We start from the raw sequence: 21117 nt of genomic DNA on the forward strand, positions 1-21117 counted from the left end.
ACACGGGAGCGATGCTGCTGGCCGGGGCCGCTGGCGAGCACCGAGTCTTGCGCCGCCATCCGCCCAGGATCTGAGGGTCTGGAAGTCGGAGGAGTTCCAAGGTGCGCCTTTGGCGCTCAGCAGCGCTTTCTTAGAGCCCGGGCGAAAACCTCGCCGCTTTCGACAAAACCCGTGGCCAGACAAAATGCGCGCAGGTCGCCGGGCCCGATCGGCGGGTGAACCACAAGCTCGCCGCACCCCGCAGAGCGGGCGGCCTGGGAGGCTGCCTTGAGAAGCAGGCGCGCGACCCCGTTTCGACGCCGGTCTGGATCGACGAGGAGGGTGGAGATCCACCCCACCTTCAGGTCGGCCGTGAGAACCGAATGCCAATGCGCCGCGATGACGCCCGACGGCGGGCCCCATTCGTCGGCGATGAGCAGGACGCCGGGTTGATCCTGAATGGCCCTCAGGCGCAGGGCAAGTTTGTCCCTGGCAAGGGTTAGGCCCGCTGTTTTGAGCAGTTCGGCCAATCCGTCCACGTCGCCATTGTCGGCGGCTCGAATGGACAGGCCGTAGCGGCTCGACATGGCGATTGTGTCTCCCCGTCACGCGAGATGGCGGTTATGGCCGCTTACCCCGAAGCCATAGAACGTCTGTTTGCCTGTTGGAAGCAGACCAGGGTTCTCGACTGGCGCAACGCCTCAGACCGACATCAAGGTCGTGAACGGAGGCTTGCGTGTCAGGTGAGGCGCTTGATCAGGAAGCGCGCGCCGAGCTGCAGGCCTGGCTCATCGATGCTGTGGCTAAGGCCTGACGAAACGTGGGATGCGACGTCGAAGTCCAGGTCTTTGAGCTGGGCTTCGGCTTGATGCAGAGCTTCGACGGGCAGGACGTCGTCGCGGTCGCCGTGGACGAGTAGAATTGGTGGCTTGGTCACGACCTCGGCGGCCAGTGCGCCTGGGTCGGCCAGCATGCCGGAGAAGCCGATGACGCCGGCCAGGGCCTTGACCCGGCGCGGCCCGACATGCAGCGCCATCATCGTGCCCTGGCTGAACCCCACCAGAGCCAGGTTGTCTTCGCTGAGGCCATGGGTGGCGAGCTGGGTGTCGATATAGGCGTTCAGCGCCGGGGCCGAGACGCGGACGCCCGCCGCGCGCGCCGCAGGCGTCAGGCTGGTCAGCGGCCACCATTGTCGACCGTACGGAACGCCGTCGCAGGGCTGAGGCGCGTCGGGCGCAAGGAACAGTGTGTCGGGCAGGGCCGCTGCCCAGTAGGGCGCCAGATCGATCAGGTCCGCGCCGTTCGATCCGTAGCCGTGCAGGAAAATCACCAGGGATTTGGCCGGGCCGCCCGAGATCGGCGACGCGCTTGGACCGTCAAGCGTGGGGATCTGGGTCATGGCGGCTCCTGGCGGTAGGGTTTGGGTGCGGTGCTCCTGATAGCCGCGTGGGCGCGGCTGCGTCGCGCGCCGAGACTTCACCGGGAGCGCCAGGATCCTTTTCGACCGTTGGGCTTGGCGCGAACCCGCCGATCCCCTGTCTTTCTACACCGGGGTACGACGAGTCGATTTGGCCGTTGATATCGGCCTCGATCGGAAGGGCGCGCGACGACAGCAGGCGGACCTTCGCACTGTGTCCGAAGGTCCGTTTCCTGAAGCAATCCAAACTTCTGCTCCATTGGCGGTTGCCGGTCCTGGCCATCTTTACGCTGCCCTTATGCGTGGCTGTCTTTTCCGCATGGCGAGCTTACGCGCCGCCGTGGTCTTCAAGCCGCCTATCCGAATGGAGGCGGCGAATGGCTGACCTGATTTTTCTGGCGCTCGGCGGGGGCTATTTCTGGCTTTCGCCGCCTTCGCCATGGCGTTGAGGCGCGTCTGACCATGCTGGTGAGCGTGCTGTGGGGAGCCGGGGCGATCGTCGTCGCGGCCTATATGGTCGCGGCCCTGCTGCGACCCGACAAGTTCTGACGGATCACATTTCATGAATTGGCAAGGATGGGCGGAGATCGCCCTGACCCTGGGCCTGGCGGTCGCGATCGCCTGGCCGCTGGGGGTCTATATGTCACGGGTCTGGAACGGCGAACGCACCTGGCTGGACCCGGTGCTCAAGCCCGTTGAGGCCCTGTTCTACGCGGCTGGCGGCATCGACCCGAAGAAGAGCCAGGCCTGGCACGGCTACGCCCTGGCGCTGCTGGCCTTCAACGCCGTGGGCTTTGGGCTGGGCTATGCCGTGCTGCGTCTGCAGGGCTTGCTGCCGTTGAATCCGCAGGGGTTCGCCGGCCTCTCGCCGCACCTGGCGTTCAACGTCGCCGCCAGCTTTGTGACCAACACCAACTGGCAGAGCTATGGCGGCGAGACCACGATGTCGACGCTGAGCCAGATGATGGTTCTGACGGTCCAGAACTTCGTTTCGGCCGCCACCGGCGCGACCATCGCCGCCGCCCTGGCGCGGGCCTTCATCGCCAATCGCGGCGAGGGAGTCGGCAATTTCTGGGCCGATCTGGTGCGCACCACACTGTATGTGCTGCTGCCGCTGTCGATCGTGCTGTCGATCGTGCTGGTCGCCCTGGGCCTGCCCCAGACCCTGGTCAGCGCCGTCGACGCCACCACCGTGGAGGGCGCGCCGCAGAAGATCGCGCTGTTCGCGGTCGCCAGCCAGGAAGCCATCAAGCAACTGGGCATCAACGGCGGCGGCGTGTTCAACGCCAACTCGGCCCATCCATTCGAGAACCCGACGCCGCTGACCGACCTGATCACGGCGGTGTCGATCAACATGCTGGGCTGGGCCGCCTTCTTCGCCTTCGGCCGTTCGGCCCTGGCCCGCAAGGATGTCCGCGCCCTGGTGGTCTCGGCCATGATCCTGCTGTCGGTGGGCGCGGCGGCGGTCTACGCCGCCGAAACCCAGCCGGCTCCGGCTCTGGTCGCCGCCCATGTCGACGCTTCCGCCAATCTGGAAGGCAAGGAGGTTCGCTTCGGCGCGCCGGCCACCGCCGTCTGGGCGGCCATGACCACGGGCGCCTCCAACGGCTCGGTCAATGGCATGCATTCCAGCCTGATGCCGCTGGGCGGCGCGGTGGCGATGTTCCTGATGCAGCTGGGCGAGATCCTGCCCGGCGGCATCGGCTCGGGGATCGCCATCATGGTGGTCATGGCCCTGCTGGCGGTGTTCGTCGCCGGGCTGATGGTGGGTCGCACGCCCGAATATCTGGGCAAGAAGGTCGAGGCTCGCGAGATCCAGCTGGCCATGCTGGCCGTGCTGATCGTGCCGCTGTCGATGCTGGGCTTCTCGGCGATCGCGGCAGTGCTTCCCGAGGCGCTGAAAGGGCTGATGCACGTCGGGCCGCACGGCCTGTCGGAGATCCTCTATGGCTACACCTCGGCCACGGCCAACAACGGCTCGGCGTTTGGCGGACTGAGCGCCAACGCGCCGTGGTGGAACACCACCCTGGGGATCTCGATGATGCTGGGGCGCTTCGTTCCGCTCATCGCGGTTCTGGCCATCGCCGGCGGTCTGGCCGCCAAGCCCAAGCTGGCGCAGTCGGTCGGGACTCTGCCGACCCATGGCGGCCTGTTCATCGGCCTCCTGATCGGGGTGATCCTGATCCTCGGCGGCCTGCAATTTTTCCCCGCCTTGGCGCTGGGGCCGATCGTCGAGCACTTCCAGGCGCTCGCCGCCGTCGCCGCCGTCCACTGACACATCCGATCGCAAAGGCGATTTGACATGACCACCCTAGACCCTTCCATCGGTGAGGACCGGCGCCCGTCGGCCTCTCTGGCCGGCGGCCTGTCTTCCAGCGTCCTGCTGCGGGCGACCAAGGACGCCTTCGTCAAGCTGGACCCCCGCCGACTGACCAACAATCCGGTGATCTTCACCACCTGGATCGTGGCCCTGCTGTCGACCGTTTCGGCGGTCGCGGCGATTGCCGATCATCAACCGGCGGGCTTCGCGATCCAGATCGCCGGCTGGCTCTGGGCGACCGTACTGTTCGCCAATCTGGCGGAAAGCGTCGCCGAGGGCCGCGGCAAGGCGGCGGCCGACAGCCTGCGCGCGACCCGCGTCACCACCAAGGCCAAGCTGATCGTCGACGAGAAGACCGGCCTGATCGTCCCGACCCCCGCTCACAAGCTGGGAGTCGGCGAGATCATCCTGATCGAGGCCGGTGACGTCGTCCCCACCGACGGCGAGATCATCGAAGGCATGGCCAGCGTCAACGAGGCCGCCATCACCGGTGAAAGCGCCCCGGTAATCCGCGAGAGCGGCGGCGATCGCTCGGCCGTCACCGGTGGCACCACCGTGGTCAGCGACTGGATCAAGGTGCGGGTCACCGCCGAGGCGGGCAACACCTTCCTCGACCGGATGATCGCCATGGTCGAGGGCGCCGATCGGCGCAAGACGCCCAATGAAATCGCCCTGGCGGTGTTGCTGGCCGGCCTGACCCTGATCTTCCTGATCGCCGTGGTCTCCCTGCTGGGCCTGGGCAAGTTCTCGGGCGTGGCGCTGGATCCGCTGGTGCTGGGCGCGCTGTTCATCACGCTCATCCCGACCACCATCGGCGGCCTGCTCAGCGCCGTCGGCATCGCCGGCATGGACCGGCTGCTGAAGGTCAATGTGCTGGCCACCTCGGGGCGGGCGGTGGAGGCGGCCGGAGACGTCGACACCCTGCTGCTGGACAAGACCGGCACCATCACCTTCGGCAACCGCATGGCCACGGAGGTGATCGCTGCGCCCGGCGTGCGCCCCGACGCCGCCCTGCGCGCCGCCGTCAGCGCCTCGCTGGCCGACGAGACCCCGGAAGGCCGCTCCATCGTCGAGCTGGGCAGAAGTCAGGGCGTGGTCGTCGAGGTTCCGGCCGGCGCGACGTCGATCCCGTTCAGCGCCATGACCCGCCAGTCGGGCCTGGACGCGGGCGGCCTGTCATGGCGCAAGGGGGCGGTGGACGCGGTCTATCGCAGTCTGGCGCTGGAGCCCCGTCAGATCCCGGCCGAGGTCAGCGCCGCCGTGGACCGCATCGCCCGCTCGGGCGGCACCCCGCTGGCGGTCAGCGAGAACGGCGTCCTGGTGGGGGTCATCCACCTCAAGGACGTGGTCAAGCCCGGCGTCAAGGAGCGCTTCGCCGACCTGCGGCGCATGGGTCTGCGCACGGTGATGATCACCGGCGACAACCCGGTGACCGCCGCCGCCATCGCGTCGGAGGCCGGGGTCGACGACTTTCTGGCCGAGGCGACGCCCGAGGACAAGCTGCGGCTGATCCGCGAGGAGCAGGGCCGGGGGCGACTGGTCGCCATGTGCGGCGACGGCGCCAATGACGCGCCTGCTCTGGCGCAGGCCGATGTCGGGGTGGCCATGCAGACCGGCGCCCAGGCCGCCCGCGAGGCCGGCAACATGGTCGATCTGGACAGCGACCCCACCAAGGTCATCGAGATCGTCGAGGTCGGCAAGCAGATGCTGATCACGCGCGGCGCCCTGACCACCTTCTCGATCGCCAACGACGTGGCCAAGTACTTCGCCATCATCCCGGCGATGTTCGTGGTCTCGCTGCCGGCGCTGGGCGCGATGAACGTGATGCGGCTGCACAGCCCGCAGAGCGCCATTCTCTCGGCGGTGATCTTCAACGCCCTGGTGATCGTCGCCCTGATCCCGCTGGCGCTGAAGGGCGTGAAATATCGCGCCGTCGGCGCCGGCAAGCTGCTGTCGCGCAACCTGCTGATCTACGGCCTGGGCGGACTGATCGCGCCGTTCGTCGGCATCAAGCTGATCGACATGATCGTATCCGCCCTCGGCTTGGCCTAAGCTGCAACCTTCGGAGATTCACCCCTCATGCTCTCCCAACCCCTTCTTGCTCACGTAAAGCCGGCCCTGGTTACGATGGGCCTCTTCACCGCCCTGCTGGGCCTGGCCTATCCGTTGGCCGTCACCAGCGTCGCCCAGGCGGCTTTCCCCTACCAGGCCAATGGCAGCCTGGTGCGGGACGCCAGGGGAACCGTCGTCGGCTCGGCCCTGATCGGTCAGGCCTTCGCCGCGCCGCAGTATCTGCATCCCCGCCCTTCGGCGGCCGGCGCGGGCTATGACGCCTCGGCCTCCAGCGGCTCGAACATGGGCCCGATGAACCCGGCCCTGGCCGAGCGGGTCAAGGCCGACGCCGACGCCCTGCGGGCCGAACACCCGGGCGCGGTCATCCCCGCCGATGCGGTGACGACGTCGGGATCGGGCCTGGATCCGGACATCTCGCCGGCCTACGCCCAGCTGCAGGCCGCCCGGATCGCCAAGGCGCGCGGCCTGGACAGCGGCGACGTTCAGGCGGTGATCGACGCCCATGTCCAGGGCCGCCTGCTGGGCTTCATCGGCCAGCCGCGCGTCAATGTGCTGGCGGTCAACCGGGCGCTCGACGCCCGCGCGCCGGGCTAGACGCTTGGCGGCCGACGAACGTCCCTATCCCGAACCGGGTCGACCCGACCCCGAGGCGCTCCTGGCCGCCGCCAACAAGGCGAGCCGGGGGCGCCTGAAGGTGTTTCTGGGCATGGCCCCCGGCGTGGGCAAGACTTACGAGATGCTGCGCGCCGCCCGGCGCCGGAAAGCCCAGGGCCAGGACGTGGTTGTCGGTCTGGTCGAGACTCACGGCCGTCGCGAGACCGAGAGCCTGCTGCGCGACATGGAGGTGCTGGCCCGCAAGCCGATCGACCATCGCGAGCGGGTGGTGATGGAGTTCGATCTCGACGCCGCCCTGGCCCGCAAACCCAAGCTGCTGCTGGTCGACGAATACGCCCATTCCAACGCCCAGGGCTCGCGCCACACCAAGCGCTGGCAGGACGTCGAGGAGATCCTGGCGGCGGGGATCGATGTCTGGACGACCCTGAACGTCCAGCATCTGGAAAGTCTGGTCGATGTGGTGCTGCGCATCACGGGCGTTCGGCAGCGTGAGACGGTGCCCGACAGCGCGCTGTCCCGGGCCGATGACATCGAGGTCGTCGACATCACGCCGGAGGAACTTCGCGAACGGATGGCGGCGGGCAAGGTCTATGTGCCCGAGACCGCGCGCCTGGCGTCCGAGAACTTCTTCAAGGTCGAGAATCTCACCGCCTTGCGCGAGCTGGCCTTGCGGCGGGCGGCCCAGACCGTGGACGACCAGCTGGTCGCCGCCATGCGCGAGAAGGGTGTCGAGGGCCCCTGGGCGGCCGGCGAGCGGATCCTGGTCCTGATCGGCGGCGACGCCATGGCCGGCGGGCTGGTGCGGACCGGCCGGCGCCTGGCGGACATGATGATGGACGCGCCCTGGACCGTCGCCCATGTCGATCGGCCCGACCGACCGCCGCCCGGTCTGGCCGCCGCCGCGCGCGCCAATGACGCCCTCAAGCTGGCCGAACAGCTGGGCGGGTCCACCGTGGTGCTGAGCGGCGCGGACGTCGTGGCCACGGTGATGGCCTATGCCCGGCGCAACAACGTCACCCAGATCGTCATCGGCAAGTCGGCCGACAGCCGCTGGCGCGAGATGCTGGGCAAGTCCCTGGCCGCGGCCCTGCTGCGCGAGGCGCGGGGCGCGGCGATCCATGTCGTGACCGAGGCCGCCCACGAGACGGTTGTCGAACCGCCCCGATCGCGCCCCGCGACGCCGTGGACCGGCTATGTCGTCAGCGCAGCCTGCGTCGTCCTGGCCACCCTGGCCGCCTGGGGGCTGGATGTGGCGTTCGACCGGGTCGACCTGGGGATGATCTTCCTGGCCGCCGTGTTGGCGGCCGGGGTGCTGCACGGGCTGAAGCCGGCCCTGGCGGCGGCGACCCTGGCCTTCCTCGTCTATAACTACCTGTTCCTCGAGCCCCGGCACAGCTTCGCGATCGGCGCGCCGATCGACTTCCTGACCCTGATCGTCTTCTGGGCCGTGGCGCTGGCGGCGGGCGGACTGGCGGGGCGGGTGCGCGACCAGGGTCTGGACGCCCAGCGCCGGGCCTCGGCGGTCTCGGCCCTGCTGGCCGCCAGCCGCACCTTTTCGGCGGCCGCCGGTCGCGACGCCGCCGCGCGGGCCATCGCCGAACAGGCCGCCGCCGCGGCCGGCGCCAGGGCGATGGTGCTGTTACCCCGCCATGGCGAGCTTGAAGCCGCAGCGGGCGCGCCGACACTGGAATCCCTCGACGCCGCAGGCATGGCCGCCGCCCGCTGGGCGTGGGAAAAGGGCGAACCGGCCGGCTTTGGCACAGGCACCCTTCCGCAGACCCGCTGGACCTTCTGGCCCCTGGACGGCGTGCGCTCCAGGGCCGGGGTGGCCGGGGTCGAGGCCGGCGCGATGATCCCGGGGTCCGACACCGAGCGGCTGGTCCTGGCGCTGTTGGAGCAGGGGGCCGTGGCGCTGGAGCGCGCCGAACTGGCGACCGAGGCCGTCGAAACAGAAACCCTGCGCCGCGCTGATCGCTTCCGGTCGGCCTTGCTGAACTCGATCAGCCACGATCTGCGCACGCCGCTGTCGACCGTGCTGGGCGCGTCCACCACGCTGATCGACTACGGCAAGACCCTGAGCCTGGCGGTGCGCGACGACCTGACCCTCAGCATTCGCGAGGAGGCCGAACGGCTCAACCGCTATGTCGGCAATCTTCTGGACATGACGCGTCTGGAAGGCGGCGCCTTGCGGCTTCGCACCGACTGGACCGACGTGCGCGACGTGCTGGGCGCGGCGGCCGACCGCGTCGCGCGTCGCTTGGGCGAGCGGGCCTTGACCCGCGACTATCCGCCGGAGCTCAGCCTCGTGCGCATCGATGGCGGGCTGCTGGAACAGGCGATCGTCAACATCCTGGAAAACGCCATCGCCTACAGCGCCCCGGGCACCCGGATCGAGATGGCCGCCTATGAGGACCAGGGCAATGTCGTGATCAGCATCGAGGACGAGGGGCGCGGCATTCCAACCGCCGAACTGGAAGGTGTTTTCGAGAAGTTCCGCCGCATGGAGGAGCCGACCGACCGAACCCAGGGCGCGGGCCTTGGCCTGTCGATCGCCAAGGGCTTCATCGACGCCATGGGCGGACGCATCGCCGCCGCCAGTCCCATTCATGACGGCAAGGGGACACGGATCCTGATCAGTCTGCCCAAGGCGGTCGCCACGCCCCATCACCTGCTATGACGACGCCATGAGTGTTTCGCGCCCCCGCATCCTGGTCATCGACGACGAGCCCCAGATCCATCGCTTCCTGGGTCCGGCGCTGGACGCGGCCGGTTACGAGCCGCTGCGCGCCGGCAGCGGTCAGGAGGGCCTGCGCGGCATCGCGCTGTGGTCGCCCGACGCCGTGGTGCTGGACCTTGGTCTGCCTGACATGGACGGCAAGGACGTGCTGATCCGGGCCCGCGATTTCTACGATGGTCCGATCCTGATCCTGTCGGCCCGCGATCGCGAGGCCGAGAAGATCCAGGCCCTGGATCACGGGGCCAACGACTATCTGGAAAAGCCGTTCGGCGTCGGCGAACTGCTGGCGCGCCTGCGCGCCGCGCTACGCCAGCGCGCATCGGCCAAGGCGCCGCAAGGTCCCATCCGATCCGGCGAGGTCGAGATTGATCTGGACATGCATCGCGTCACCCGAGCCGGCGAGATCGTGAAGCTCTCGCCCAAGGAATATGAGCTTCTGGCCCGGCTGGCGCGCGGCCATGGAAAACTGCTGACCCACAGGGACTTGCTGGTCGCAATCTGGGGGCCCGCCCACGCGGCGGACACCCAGTATCTTCGCGTCTTCATTGGCCAGTTGCGCCAAAAGCTTGAGCTCGATCCCGCCCGCCCGAAGATCATCGAAACTGAGCCCGGGGTCGGCTATCGCTTCAGCGTGGATTGAACGGCAGGGAACAGCAGGCGCAAACAGGGCTGAGAATAGATCACAACCTCTAAAGGCCCGCATTGGGCCGTGATCATTATCTCTGCTCCTGGCGCGTTTGAGCGAATCCAAGACTACGAGCGAGCAACGTCCTCATGCTGCTGGGTGGGGCGATGTCGCAGGCTAAGCGGGTCATCAGCATCACGCCCACGGTCTTATCGGCGCGCTCGCGACGGGGGGCAAGGTGTAGACGCCTGGGGCTCCTGGTCCGACCGGCAGCTTGAAGCCCACGAAAACCATCACCAGCAACACCCCGCCGGCCATGAAGCCCAGGCAATAGGGCAACATGAGTGCGATCATCGAGCCGACGCCAAATTTCGGTCGCCAGCGCTGGCAGAGGATCAACACCAGCGGAAAATTCGAGGCCAGGGGCGTGACGATGTTGAAGATCGAGTCGCCCATCCGATAGGCGGCGGTGGTCATCTCCGGCGAGATCCCCAGCAGCATCATCATTGGCACCACCACCGGCGCCATGGCGCTCCACTTGGCCGAGGCGGAGCCGATCACCAGGTCCAGCCCTGACGACATGGCCAGCAGCGAAACCAGCAGGGCCGGCTTGGGCAGTCCGACGTCTTGCAGCATCTCGGCGCCCTTGACCGCCAGGACCGGCCCCAGCTTGGACCAACTGAACATCGCCACGAAGTGGGCGGCAAAGAAGGCCAGCACCAGATAGGGGGCCATGTCCTTCATGCCCTGGCCCATCATCGAGACCACGTCGCGGTGGCTCTTGATCGCGCCGGTCGCCGAACCGAACGCCCAGCCACTGGCCAGGAACAGCAGCATGAAGGCGGCGATCAGGGCTTGGTAGAAGGGTGTCATCCGACGCGGCCCGACCGCCGTCTCGTCAATCAGCGGGGTAAAGCCGGGCCACAGGGTCAGGGCCGCGAACAGACCGATGATGACCAGGGCGGCGACGCCGGCGCGGCGCAGGCCGCGACGCTCGGCCTCGCCCGGCTCGTCCAGGGTCACCCCGGCCTGCGCGGCGGCGGCTTCATCCGGACGCCAGGGGCCCAGGCGCGGCTCGACGATGCGATCGGTGACGAACCAGGCGATCGGCGTGAACAGGATCCCTATCGACAGGGTGAACCACCAGTTCCCCAGCGGATTCATCACGAAGTCAGGATCGATCAGCCGGGCGGCCGGCTCAGTGATTCCCAGGATCAGCACGTCGAACTGCCCAGGCAGGATATTGCCCGCGAAGGCGCCCGAGATGCCGGCATAGGCGATGGCGATCCCGGCCAACGGATGGCGGCCGCTCTCGGCATAGATAAGGGCCGACAGCGGGATCAGCACCACATAGGCGGCGTCCGCGGCGTGGTGCGACATCAGGCCAATTAGGAAGATCGCGGGCGTCAGGGACCGTCGCGGCAGTTTTCGAACCGCGTCGCCCAGCAGGGCTCCGAACAGGCCGGTGCGTTCAGCGACCGCCGCGCCCAGCATAACGACCAGTACGAGACCCAGCGGCGGGAAGCCGGTCAGGGTGTCGGGCATGTTGACCAGCAGCCTGGAGAGATTGGCCTCTGACAGCAGACTCTGGGTCTTCAGATGCGCGCCGGTGACGGGGTTGACCGCGCTCCAGCCGGCCGTGCTGGCGATCACCGAGATCACCATCAGAATGGCGATGCAGAAGGCGAAGATGAACACCGGATCGGGGAGGGCGTCGCCGATCTTCTCGATGCGATCAAGCAGGCGCGCGCCCCGGCGTGCGGCCGGGCCGCGCGTATCGTCCGTCGTCATAGGAACCCTTCCCCGTTGGAGGGAGCCTCGCAGGAGGGGGCAAGCCGTACAACTGCATTGCGGTAGGGTATCAGGTCATTTGCGGGGCGCATGACCTGGGCGCTTTTCGGCGGCTCTGTTATGGCCGGGTCGATCAGGCGGCTCGTCACAGGCCTGCCATCTCCAATCCGTTTCCGTTGGTGGGCCCGACCCGCCCCAAGCCAAGGGTCGATTGACTTCACCACGTGCGACCTTGGGAAGGTCTTGTGTGGATGGCTTGTGTGGATGGCTCCCGCATTGCAAGGGGTGACGTGACGTTCGGCGGAGTAGTCGGATGCAGTCTTGTGTTCGACCTGTTCGCGCGGCGCTTCGGCCGCTGGCCATGATGGTTTCCGCAGACGAGGTCCCTATCTGCTTTGCGGGCCATGACGCCCTGGACCTTCCGTGGGTTGTCCTCGCCTCCGGTCTGACCGGCTCGCCATCAGTTCACATCGTCCTCGCAACTCATTCCTCGTGTGGGCCGCTCGCGTGGGCTCAGACGGCCACGGCCTCCCGAGCCGTCGGCGCGCGATAGTTCTCACCACGCGTCATAATCGCCCAGATCGCGCGTGCGCTGTGATTGGCCATCGCTACGGTCGCGACGCGGAGCGGCTTGCGCGCGAGCAGAGCCGTGACCCGTGCATCAGCCAGGCCAGGACGATAGGCGTTGCGGGCGATGATCGAGGTCATGCCGTTGATCAGCAGCCTTCGCAGGTATTTATCGCCCATCTTGGAGATCCTCCCGAGCCGCTCCTTCCCGCCGCTGCAATTCTGCAACGGTGTCAGTCCCAGCCACGCGGCGAACTGCCGCCCCGATCGGAATTGCGCTGGATCCGTCACTGTGGCCGCCAACGCTGTCGCGCCCAGAAGACCCACGCCCGGCACGGTCGCGATGCGTTGAGAAAGCTCGCTGGAACGATGCCACGCCAGCAGTTCACGCTCGAGCTTGCGGATGCGGGCTTGACCTTCCAGCGCCTGTTCGGCCAACGCGCCGATCACCTTCGCGGCCAGCTGAGGGATGTCCGGGGCTTCGCCGGCCACCACCCGGCGGACGAAAGCCAGAGCGTAGGTGATCCCCTTTGGAAGTTCGATGCCGAACTCCCCCAGCAGGCCGCGGATCATGTTCACCAGCTGCGTGCGCTGGCGCACGAGGAGGTCGCGTGTCCGATGAAGCGCAAGCGCCGCCTGCTGCTCGCGCGTCTTGATCGATACAAAGCGCATGGTCGGGCGCTGCACGGCTTCGCAGATCGCCTCCGCGTCGTTGGCGTCAGTCTTGCCACGCTTCACATACGGCTTGACGTAGGCCGGCGGCATGAGCCGGACCTCGTGGCCTAAGCCGCTCAGCTCACGCGCCCAATGATGGCTGGTTCCGCAGGCCTCCATGCCCACCAGGCAAGGCGCAAGCTTGCTGAAGAACGGGACCACCTGCGCCCTTCTGAGCGCGCGACGAACGACGACCTCGCCCGTACTGCTGATCCCATGCACCTGAAAGACGTTCTTGGCCAGGTCGAGGCCAACGGTGGTAATCTCCATCTCGGGTGGCTCCCAATGCTCAGGTTGTTATGACAGCAACCACTTTGGCCCTTTGAGGCCGGGAGCGGGAGCCATCCACTCCATCTAGTTTCTATAACAGGCCAAGGTCTGCCTTTGGCGCGGGGAGAACAGCCATATCGAGGGCGCAAGGCAATGACGGGGAGCGGCTCGACAGGTCGTGCCGCGGGGCGGCTCAAGCTGGGCCATGTCTCTTGCCATCTCTTGCGCTGCGGCGCCAATAGGAGGCGGCTGGAGCTCGAGCGATAATGACGCAGACACGACTGAAGGGCGCCGAACGACGCGAACGCTTTCTCGACGCGGCCGCCCAGATCGTTATCGAGCAGGGTGTCGCCGCCGTGACCATGGATGGCGTGGCCCAGCTAACGGGCGTGACCAAGGCGCTTGGCTATCGCTATTTCACCGATCGCGACGATCTGCTGACCGCGCTTTTTGATCGCGAGACCCAGATCTATGTCGAGCGCCTGGCCACCGAGGTCGGGCCCGGGTCGAGCTTTGAGGATTGGGTTCGCGGGGCTCTCAAATACTGGTGCCGTCGCGCCGACGAACGGGGCGAACTCTTCATGCGACTGGTGAGGGACTGCGGCCCTCTGGCGGAGCGGGCGCGGACCAACCGCAAGGCGGACGCCGAGGGTTGGGCGCTGGGTCTGCAGAAGGCCTTCGGCCTGCCACCGCGCCAAGCCAAACAATATGCCTGGTTTATGGTTGCTGGAACGGCGGGCGCCCTGGACGCGCGGGACGGCGACGATGAGGCCATGATCGACGCCATCACCCTGGCGGTCGTCGCCGGCGCCAAGGCTCTCGCCAAGACGTATGGCGAGCCCCGCGTCGCCACGAAGGCCTAGAGCCTCTGACGGCGGATGGTGGGTTGCTCAACTCATTAAGTGACGGTATCGTTACTTAATGAGTGAGGCGCCGAGACCTCGCGCGCGGCGGGATCGCCGCCCGGGAGGCACCATCACATGAAGCTCTATGGCGAAGACTACCCTGCGCCCAACCCGCGACGGGTCAGGATCTTTCTGGCCGAGAAGGGCCTTGCCCTGGAACATGAGCGGGTGCCGCTGCGCGAGCGCGCCCACAAGGCCAGCGACTTCATGGAGAAGAACTCCCTGGGTCAGGTGCCCGTGCTGGAGCTGGACGACGGTTCATTTCTCAGCGAGAGCGTCAGCATCTGCCGCTATCTGGAAGGGTTGCACCCCGAGCCGCCGCTGTTTGGGACCACCCCCAAGGATCAGGCGACGATCGACATGTGGATCCGGCGCATCGAGCTGCAACTGATGATGCCGATCGCCCACATCTGGCGTCACACCCATCCGCTCACCGCGGCCCTGCTGACCCAGTACAAGGACTTTGGCGAGTCAAACCGCGCTCATGCCGACCGGGTCTACCGGTGGCTGGACACCGAAATGGCCGATCGCGCCTTCATCGCCGGCGACGCCTACAGCATGGCCGACATCATCGCCGTGACCACGATCGAGTTCGGCCAGAACATCGGCGTGGCGATCCCGGAGGACTGCGGCCGGGTTACGGCATGGCTGGCGCGAATAGGCGAGCGGCCCAGCACGGCAGCCTGACGAACAACTGTTCGAAAGTCATTGCCATTCGCAATAAGTGACGGTAGCGTTACTTAAGTGTTCCGGGCCCGGACGCTGTTCCCATCAGACGGTGAGTCACCGCACTCGCCGCTCGTCTTCGACGACCGCGCCTTGAGCGCGGACGCCGGCGGCTTGCGCCCTCGCAGATCACAAAAGAAGCCGCCCAGCGGCTCAAGGAAGGAACGCGCCATGTCCATCCAACCGCGCCCGTCGCGAGCCCTCAAGACCGAGCTGCTGATGGGAGCCTCCTTTGGGGCTGCCGTGCTGTTGTCCGCGAGCGCCGCCTGGGCCCAGACGGTCCAGCCGTCCGCCAACACCAGTTCCGTGATTACTGTCGACGAGATCATGGTCACCGCCCAGAAGCGGGCCGAGAACGTCCAGGACGTGCCCCTGGCCATCACCGCGGTGCGCGGCGAGGCGCTGGCGGCCATGAACATCACCCAGCCGCAGCAACTGTCGCTGATCGATCCGAGCGTTCGCTTCAAGCAGAGCCTGAGCAGCAGCGCCTCGGGCCTGACGATCCGCGGCGTCGGCACCAGCAGCTTCTCGGCTGGGATCGAGCAGAGCATCTCCACCGTCGTCGACGGCGTGGTGCTGGCCGATCCGGCCAGCCTGGCCACCCTGGCCGATGTCGAGCGGGTCGAGATCCTGCGCGGCCCGCAGGGCATGCTGTTTGGCAAGAACGCCTCTGCGGGTCTGGTGCACTTCATCACCAACCGGCCCAGGCTGAACGAGAACAGCGGCCAGCTTCACGTCCAGTACGGCGAGCGTGGCGAGCAGGTCCTGCAAGCGATCGGCAATGTGGCCCTGGGTGACACCCTGGCCTTGCGCCTGGTGGCCACGCACAACGAGCGCGACGGCCTGATCCGCAACGTCGCCAAGGACAACGCCTTCACCGACCCGCAGGATGTCAGCACCCTGACCCTGAAGTTGTTGTGGAAGCCCCGTGACGACCTGACCGTCTATTTCTCGGCCGACCGCACTGACAACGACGCCTTCTGCTGCTCCTCGACCTGGCGCAAGGTCACGCCGGGCTACGCCCCGGCCGTCACCAATGCCCGCTACGGCATTGTCGCCGGTCCCAAGAACCTGCAGGTCGCCGCCAATGGTCCATCCGAAGGCAAGTCGACCGCCCAGGGCGGAACGCTGCAGGTCGACTATGATCTCGGCGCCGTGGCCCTGACCTCGATCAGCGCCTATCGCTCCGTCAAACGCCAGGCCTTCTATGACGGCGACCTGACGCCGGTCAGCTATGTCGACGTCAATGGCGGGGCCGGGAAGACCGACTGGCTCAGCCAGGAACTACGTCTGACCTCTCCGATTGGCGAGCGCTTTGACTATGTCGTCGGCCTCTATCTCTACCACTCCAAGGCTTCTTCGCTGATCCGTCAGCGCGGGCAACTGAGCTGGATCGTGCCGGCGTCGAACGGCGCGACCATCCCCATCATTCCCGGCGCGCCGCTGGGGACGATCTTCGAGACCTCGACCTATAACGACATCAACTCCACCAGCTTCGCCGGCTTTGGCCAGGTTGGCCTGCACATCACGCCCAAGCTGGACCTGATCGCCGGAGCGCGGGTCACGCGCGACGAAATCACCCTAGACTATCATCGGTCCCCGACGCCCGGAGCGGTCTATATCCCAGGCTCGGTGACCCTGGAGCTGCACCAGGGCGTCAACAACACCAACACCTCCTGGCGGATCGGTCCGCGCTACAATTTCAGCGACGACATCATGGCCTATGCGACGGTGTCGCGCGGCTACAAGGGGCCGGGCTTCAGCGGCCTGAGCGCCGCCAACGCCACGGCCGAGCAGCGGGTGCAGCCGGAAATCCCGACCAGCTATGAGGTCGGCATGAAGGCCGCTTTCCTGGATCGCCGCCTGATCCTCAACGCCGACGTCTACAGCACCACGATCAAGAACTTCCAGGCCCAGGTCTCCGATCTGACCAGCGCCACCTATTCGTCGCGGATCACCAACGCTGGGCAGATCAAGACGCGCGGCGTCGAAGCCAATCTGATGGCGCGGCCGATGGCTGGGCTCAGCCTCACGGCTGGCGCAGCCTACACCCACGCCCGCTACGCCGACTTCAACGGCGTGCAGTGCTATTTCGGCCAGCCCAAGATCGCCCAAGGTGGCCCTTGCAGCGCCCCGCCGGCCTCGCCTACCTCGCTGGACGGCTTCTTCAACGCCAAGGGCCTCAGCATCGCCGGCGTTCCCGAGTGGGTCTATGGCCTCAGCGCGGTCTATGAGCGCGATCTGACGTCGGATCTGCGCGGATTCTTCCAGGCCAACTGGAACTGGCAGAGCGACATCAACTACTCGATCAGCGGCGATCCTGGGACGATCCAGAAGTCCTATGGCCTGCTGGGGGGACGTGTGGGCGTCTCGGCGCCGGACAAGGCCTGGAGCGTGGCGCTGTACGCCAGCAACCTGCTCGACAAGCGCTATGCCGCCCAGATCACGCCGTCGCCGGTCACAGGGCTCAATCCCGGCGGCTACGTCCAGTATTTCAGTCCGGACTCGGTGCGCCATGTCGGGGTCGCCCTCGACGTCGCCTTCTAGGTCCAGCTCGCGCGCGCCCTTGCAATCGGCGCCCTGGGGACGAGACGGTTCACGCCAGCGAGCGGCGCGGACAGCCCCCGTCTCGTCCCATTTTTCTTCAACCGAGCCACCCTCTCAAAAGGAGAGCCGCATGAAACAGCTTATGGGACGTCGCGCCTCGCTGGGCGCACTGGCCGGCCTGGCCGCCGCGCCGCTCATGGCCTCGAAGGCCAATGCCAAGCCCACCGCGCCGATGCCGCCGGTGACGATCTACCACCTCGAAGGCCGCCGCTCCGAGCGTATCGTCTGGCTGATGGAGGAGCTGGGCCTGCCCTATGAGCTGAAGTTCAAGCGCGGTGACCTGGCCGGCTCAATGGCCTTGATCCGCGAGTTCAGCCCCGTGGTGCCCATGGCGCCGACCGTCAAATATGGCGATCAGGTCCTGGTCGAGTCCGGCGCGATCATCGAGCTGATCCTGAACCGTCACGCGCCTGGAAAGCTGCAGCCCGCGCTCGATAGCCGGGACTATCCTGATTACCTGATGTGGATGCACTTCGCCGAAGGCAGCTTGGCGGCGCGTCTGTTCTCTGACTACCGCGCCTGGATGGCCCAACCGCCCAAGCAGCGCTCGCGCCTCGTCGACTCCGAGGCCGTCGTCCAGTTTGCGGAGAACTTCCTGGGTCAGCATCCCTGGTTCGGTGGTCCCGCCTTCTCTGGTGCGGACATCATGATGATGTTCCCTCTCAACGCGGCGACGGGCCTGAATCTGGTCGAGGTCTCGCAGTTCCCGAATGTCGCGGACTGGAAAGCCCGGATCGAGGCGCGGCCAGCCTATCAGCGCATGCTCGCCAAGGCGCGCCCCGACGGCATGATCGGCAACCTGCCGCGCTTGCCGCAACACGCTCCTTCAGGTCCCCGCGAAACGCCGCCGTCACCCAAATAGCTCGGGGGTTTCGACGAAACCGAGAGACGAAAGCCTGCGGTCGAGCGGACATCGAGAGTCTGCCTTTGGCGCAAGCCGGTCACGATTGGATCGCGTCATCCCTGTCTGGCCAGCCGCCTTTAGAGCGGTTCAACGGGCTTGGCCCACACCAGATAACGCAGCGGGCCGTGGGTCTTGGCGTCCAGTGGCCAGCAGGTGGCCAGGGCCAGGGCGTGGCCGGGAGCGTGCGGGTCCACGCCCGAGGCGTCCCAGCGAACGACCTGGGCTGTGACCATTCGGAAGCGGACGTGGCGGCCATCGATGCGGTCCACCTGGATTTCGTCGCCCGGCTTCACCTGTCCCAGCAGGGCGAAATGGGTGTCGCGGTGGGCGGCGTAGACCGCCGTACCCCGGTCGCCGGCGTCGGGCGTGCCGGCCACGTGGCCAGGACCGAACGCCAGGGCCTGGCCGCTGGCGCTGTTCAGCACGATCACGGAGCGGCGCAGGCGGGGGAAGGTCATCCGGGCTATCGGCCAGGTATCGGCCCAGGGCCAGGGCTTGACCGGCTGGCCGGTGGCGAGCGCCCGGTCGAAGGCCCGCTCCAGCAACGCCTGGGCCAGCACCGCCTTGACGGGGACCCACAGGCCCTGGCCGCAGAGCGTCAGTCCCACGGCCATGACCACGGCCGCCGGGACCAGGAACGGGAGCCGCCGGCGGACGGCTCCCAGGCGGATGGTGATCCGGCTCACGCCGTCTTCCTCCGGTCCGACAGGATCCAGCCGCCGGCCCCCAGAGCGCCGCCCAGGGCCAGAAGGCCCAGGCCGATCATGACCAGCATCGGACCTTGGGTCGCGGTTTGCGGCAGGTCCAGCCCGGCGTCTTGTCGGTCGGCGTCCGCGCCGGCCTCGCCGTCCGCGCCCGGGTGGCGGGCGCCGCCGAACAGGACGTCGAAGTCCCAGCCGGCCGGCAGGTTCAGCGGCAGGTCGGCGCGGGCCAGGGGTGTTCCGGCCGGGCGGGAAGGGGTCTTGTCCACAGCCACCAGGCTGGTCTGACGGGTCACCAGCTGGTGCTCCAGGCCCAGCGTCAGCACCCGCGCGTCAGCCTCTTCGTCGGTGATCTGGGCCAAGCTGCGGGCGACCTCGGCGTCGGTCACCTTGCGGCGCGCCCAAAGCTTGGAGATTCCCTTGCCGGTCTCGGCGTCCTTCAGTGAAATCCGGGTCTCCCAGGGCTTGCCGTCGATCACGCCGCTGATCCGCAGGGTTCCTTTCATCGCGCCGACCCTGGCCGCCACGGTGACGGGTTCGCCGCGATAGAGGTCGGGCAAGACCGAGGGTGCGAGATCGGCGTCGGTCCCCTCGAACACGGCCGTCAGGTTGGTGGCCACCGGGCTTTCCAGCTTGTCGAACAGTCGGCGCATGGCCTCCTCGACGCCGTCGGTCGAGCCGATGTGGGTGAAGCTGCCCCGGCCCAGTTCAGCGGCGCGGCTCATCAGGTAGGTGTTGGGGGCCGAGCCGATGCCGACCATGAACACACGCGAGCGGCCGCGGCCGGCGCTGATGGTGTCGAACAGGCCTTGTTCGTCGCCGATCGCGCCGTCGGTCAGGAACACCACCTGGCGCACCCTGCCGCTTTCGCCGGCTTGATCGTCCCGGAGGGCGGCGGCCATGGCCGGGACCATCTCGGTGCCGCCATCGGCGTCGAGCCCGGCGACGAACTTCTGGGCCTTGGCGATATGAGTGGCGTCGGCGGTCACCACGCTGGGAAACAGCACCGTCAGGCTGTCGTCGAAGCGCACGACATTGAACCGGTCGCCGCTCTTCAGATGGGCCAGGCCATAGGCCAGGCTGGCCTTGGCCTGCCGCATCGACTCGCCGCCCATCGAGCCGGAATTATCGATCACGAACACCATGTCGCGCGGGGCGGGCGGCGTCGCGCGGGCGGTGATCGGCGGGGTCAGTTGGGCCAGCACATAGTGCTCGCCGGCCACCTTCTCGTGGAACAGGCCGACGGCCGGGGTGGCCAGGGGCGCGGCGCGCCACGTCAGGACGAAGTCGCGATCGGCCGCGACCTCGCCCTTGGCCAGGGTGATCGTCTTGCCGCCGCGTTTGTCGCGCACGTCCAGGCCGTGGGTTGCGCTGACCACGTCGGCCAGGGGAAAGCCGGCGCGCAGGTGGACGGTGATGGTCACCGGGTTGATCGCGCCGTGGACGCGCGGATCGACGATCGGGGCCTTGGCGTCGGGGGCGGGCGTCGCGCCCGGTGCGGTGTAGCGCGGGGCCACGACCAGCGGCACGCGCAGCGAATAGTCGCCAGCCGAGACCGTGACGGGGGCCTGGTACTCGATCTGCACCAGCACGGTTTCGCCAGGACCGACATTGGCGACTGAGTTGGTGAACATGTTGGGCCGGCCCTGCTCGACCAGGCTGGCCTTCTTTCCCTGGGCCTTGGCCGCGTCGTAGATCGCCTGGGCCTCGGCCTTCTTCTTGATCTCGCCGACGATGACCTTGTTTCCGACCACCATCTTCAGGGTGTCGACCCCGCCGTCGTCGGGCAGCGGGTAGACATAGATCGCCTCCACCCAGCGGTCGGTGTCGTTGCGAAAGGCCTGGGTGACGCGGGTGCGCACGGTCAGGCCGCTGACGGTCATGTCGATGTCGGTTCCCAGGCGTACGGCCTCGACCACGGCGTCGCCGCCCCCCGTCTTGGCGTCATGGGCGCGCATCATCAGAGCGCCGGAGGTCACGCCGCCAGGTTCGGCGGCGAAACTCTTCTGGCAGAATACCAGGGCCGCCAGCACCGCCAGGATCAGCATCAGTCCGGCCGCGCCGCGATGCAGGGCCAGCACGGCCAGGGCAAGGACGCGGGGCCGGAACAAACCACGGGGCGCGCCGACGTCGGGAACAGGCATGGGAAGATCTCCTCATCTCGAA

The 21117-nt window shown here is 67.4% G+C and carries 15 protein-coding genes; 9 read left to right on the forward strand and 6 right to left on the reverse strand.

The window, feature by feature from the left end; genetic code table 11:
• Nucleotides 1–116 precede the first annotated feature (116 nt).
• Together ACW18B_RS11445 and ACW18B_RS11450 are read right to left on the reverse strand one after the other, a co-directional pair.
• Nucleotides 117–566, reverse strand: a complete 450-nt coding sequence (locus tag ACW18B_RS11445; RefSeq protein ID WP_492047175.1) for a GNAT family N-acetyltransferase — start codon at nt 564–566, stop codon at nt 117–119.
• Nucleotides 567–718: 152 nt separating this feature from the next.
• Nucleotides 719–1378 carry an alpha/beta hydrolase gene (locus tag ACW18B_RS11450; protein ID WP_492047176.1) on the reverse strand — a complete coding sequence of 220 codons (660 nt, stop codon included), beginning with the start codon at nt 1376–1378 and terminating at the stop codon, nt 719–721.
• A gap of 580 nt (nt 1379–1958) precedes the next feature.
• Between ACW18B_RS11450 and kdpA the strand changes: the two genes are divergently transcribed.
• From kdpA to ACW18B_RS11475, 5 genes are read left to right on the forward strand one after another with little or no spacing between them, the layout of a single operon-like run.
• Nucleotides 1959–3671: a potassium-transporting ATPase subunit KdpA gene (gene kdpA, locus ACW18B_RS11455; protein ID WP_492047177.1), complete on the forward strand. Its 1713-nt coding sequence runs from the start codon at nt 1959–1961 to the stop codon at nt 3669–3671.
• A gap of 27 nt (nt 3672–3698) precedes the next feature.
• Nucleotides 3699–5768, forward strand: coding sequence for a potassium-transporting ATPase subunit KdpB (gene kdpB, locus ACW18B_RS11460; RefSeq protein WP_492047178.1), 2070 nt, complete (start codon nt 3699–3701; stop codon nt 5766–5768).
• A 27-nt stretch (nt 5769–5795) separates the two neighbouring features.
• Nucleotides 5796–6383, forward strand: a complete 588-nt coding sequence (gene kdpC, locus ACW18B_RS11465; protein ID WP_492047179.1) for a potassium-transporting ATPase subunit KdpC — start codon at nt 5796–5798, stop codon at nt 6381–6383.
• A gap of 4 nt (nt 6384–6387) precedes the next feature.
• Nucleotides 6388–9081, forward strand: a complete 2694-nt coding sequence (locus ACW18B_RS11470) for a DUF4118 domain-containing protein (protein WP_492047180.1) — start codon at nt 6388–6390, stop codon at nt 9079–9081.
• A 7-nt stretch (nt 9082–9088) separates the two neighbouring features.
• Nucleotides 9089–9781, forward strand: a complete 693-nt coding sequence (locus ACW18B_RS11475) for a response regulator (protein ID WP_492047181.1) — start codon at nt 9089–9091, stop codon at nt 9779–9781.
• Between the two features lie 180 nt (nt 9782–9961).
• Here ACW18B_RS11475 and ACW18B_RS11480 read toward each other — a convergent pair whose 3' ends face one another.
• Nucleotides 9962–11557 carry an AbgT family transporter gene (locus ACW18B_RS11480; RefSeq protein ID WP_492047182.1) on the reverse strand — a complete coding sequence of 532 codons (1596 nt, stop codon included), beginning with the start codon at nt 11555–11557 and terminating at the stop codon, nt 9962–9964.
• Between the two features lie 513 nt (nt 11558–12070).
• Nucleotides 12071–13108: an IS110 family RNA-guided transposase gene (locus ACW18B_RS11485; RefSeq protein ID WP_492047183.1), complete on the reverse strand. Its 1038-nt coding sequence runs from the start codon at nt 13106–13108 to the stop codon at nt 12071–12073.
• Nucleotides 13109–13374: 266 nt separating this feature from the next.
• Between ACW18B_RS11485 and ACW18B_RS11490 the strand changes: the two genes are divergently transcribed.
• The 4 genes from ACW18B_RS11490 to ACW18B_RS11505 all read left to right on the forward strand — a co-directional run bounded on the left by ACW18B_RS11490 (nt 13375) and on the right by ACW18B_RS11505 (nt 18208).
• Nucleotides 13375–13971 carry a TetR/AcrR family transcriptional regulator gene (locus ACW18B_RS11490; RefSeq protein WP_492047184.1) on the forward strand — a complete coding sequence of 199 codons (597 nt, stop codon included), beginning with the start codon at nt 13375–13377 and terminating at the stop codon, nt 13969–13971.
• A gap of 117 nt (nt 13972–14088) precedes the next feature.
• Nucleotides 14089–14700: a glutathione S-transferase family protein gene (locus ACW18B_RS11495; RefSeq protein ID WP_492047185.1), complete on the forward strand. Its 612-nt coding sequence runs from the start codon at nt 14089–14091 to the stop codon at nt 14698–14700.
• A 210-nt stretch (nt 14701–14910) separates the two neighbouring features.
• Nucleotides 14911–17286 (forward strand): TonB-dependent receptor, encoded by a 2376-nt coding sequence (locus ACW18B_RS11500; RefSeq protein ID WP_492047186.1) that lies wholly within the window; start codon nt 14911–14913, stop codon nt 17284–17286.
• 130 nt (nt 17287–17416) lie between these two features.
• Nucleotides 17417–18208 carry a glutathione S-transferase family protein gene (locus tag ACW18B_RS11505; protein WP_492047187.1) on the forward strand — a complete coding sequence of 264 codons (792 nt, stop codon included), beginning with the start codon at nt 17417–17419 and terminating at the stop codon, nt 18206–18208.
• Nucleotides 18209–18327: 119 nt separating this feature from the next.
• On the opposite strand, the gene ACW18B_RS11510 is transcribed toward ACW18B_RS11505, so the two are convergent.
• Together ACW18B_RS11510 and ACW18B_RS11515 are read right to left on the reverse strand one after the other, a co-directional pair.
• A complete protein-coding gene (locus tag ACW18B_RS11510; RefSeq protein WP_492047188.1) occupies nt 18328–18936 on the reverse strand; it encodes a class GN sortase in 609 nt (202 codons plus the stop codon).
• Entirely contained in the window at nt 18933–21095 is a 2163-nt protein-coding gene (locus ACW18B_RS11515) for a marine proteobacterial sortase target protein (protein WP_492047189.1), read from the reverse strand. Before ACW18B_RS11515 ends, ACW18B_RS11510 begins: the two co-directional genes overlap by 4 nt.
• Nucleotides 21096–21117: the final 22 nt, after the last annotated feature.

Source organism: Caulobacter sp. FV2ps19, from assembly GCF_058681035.1.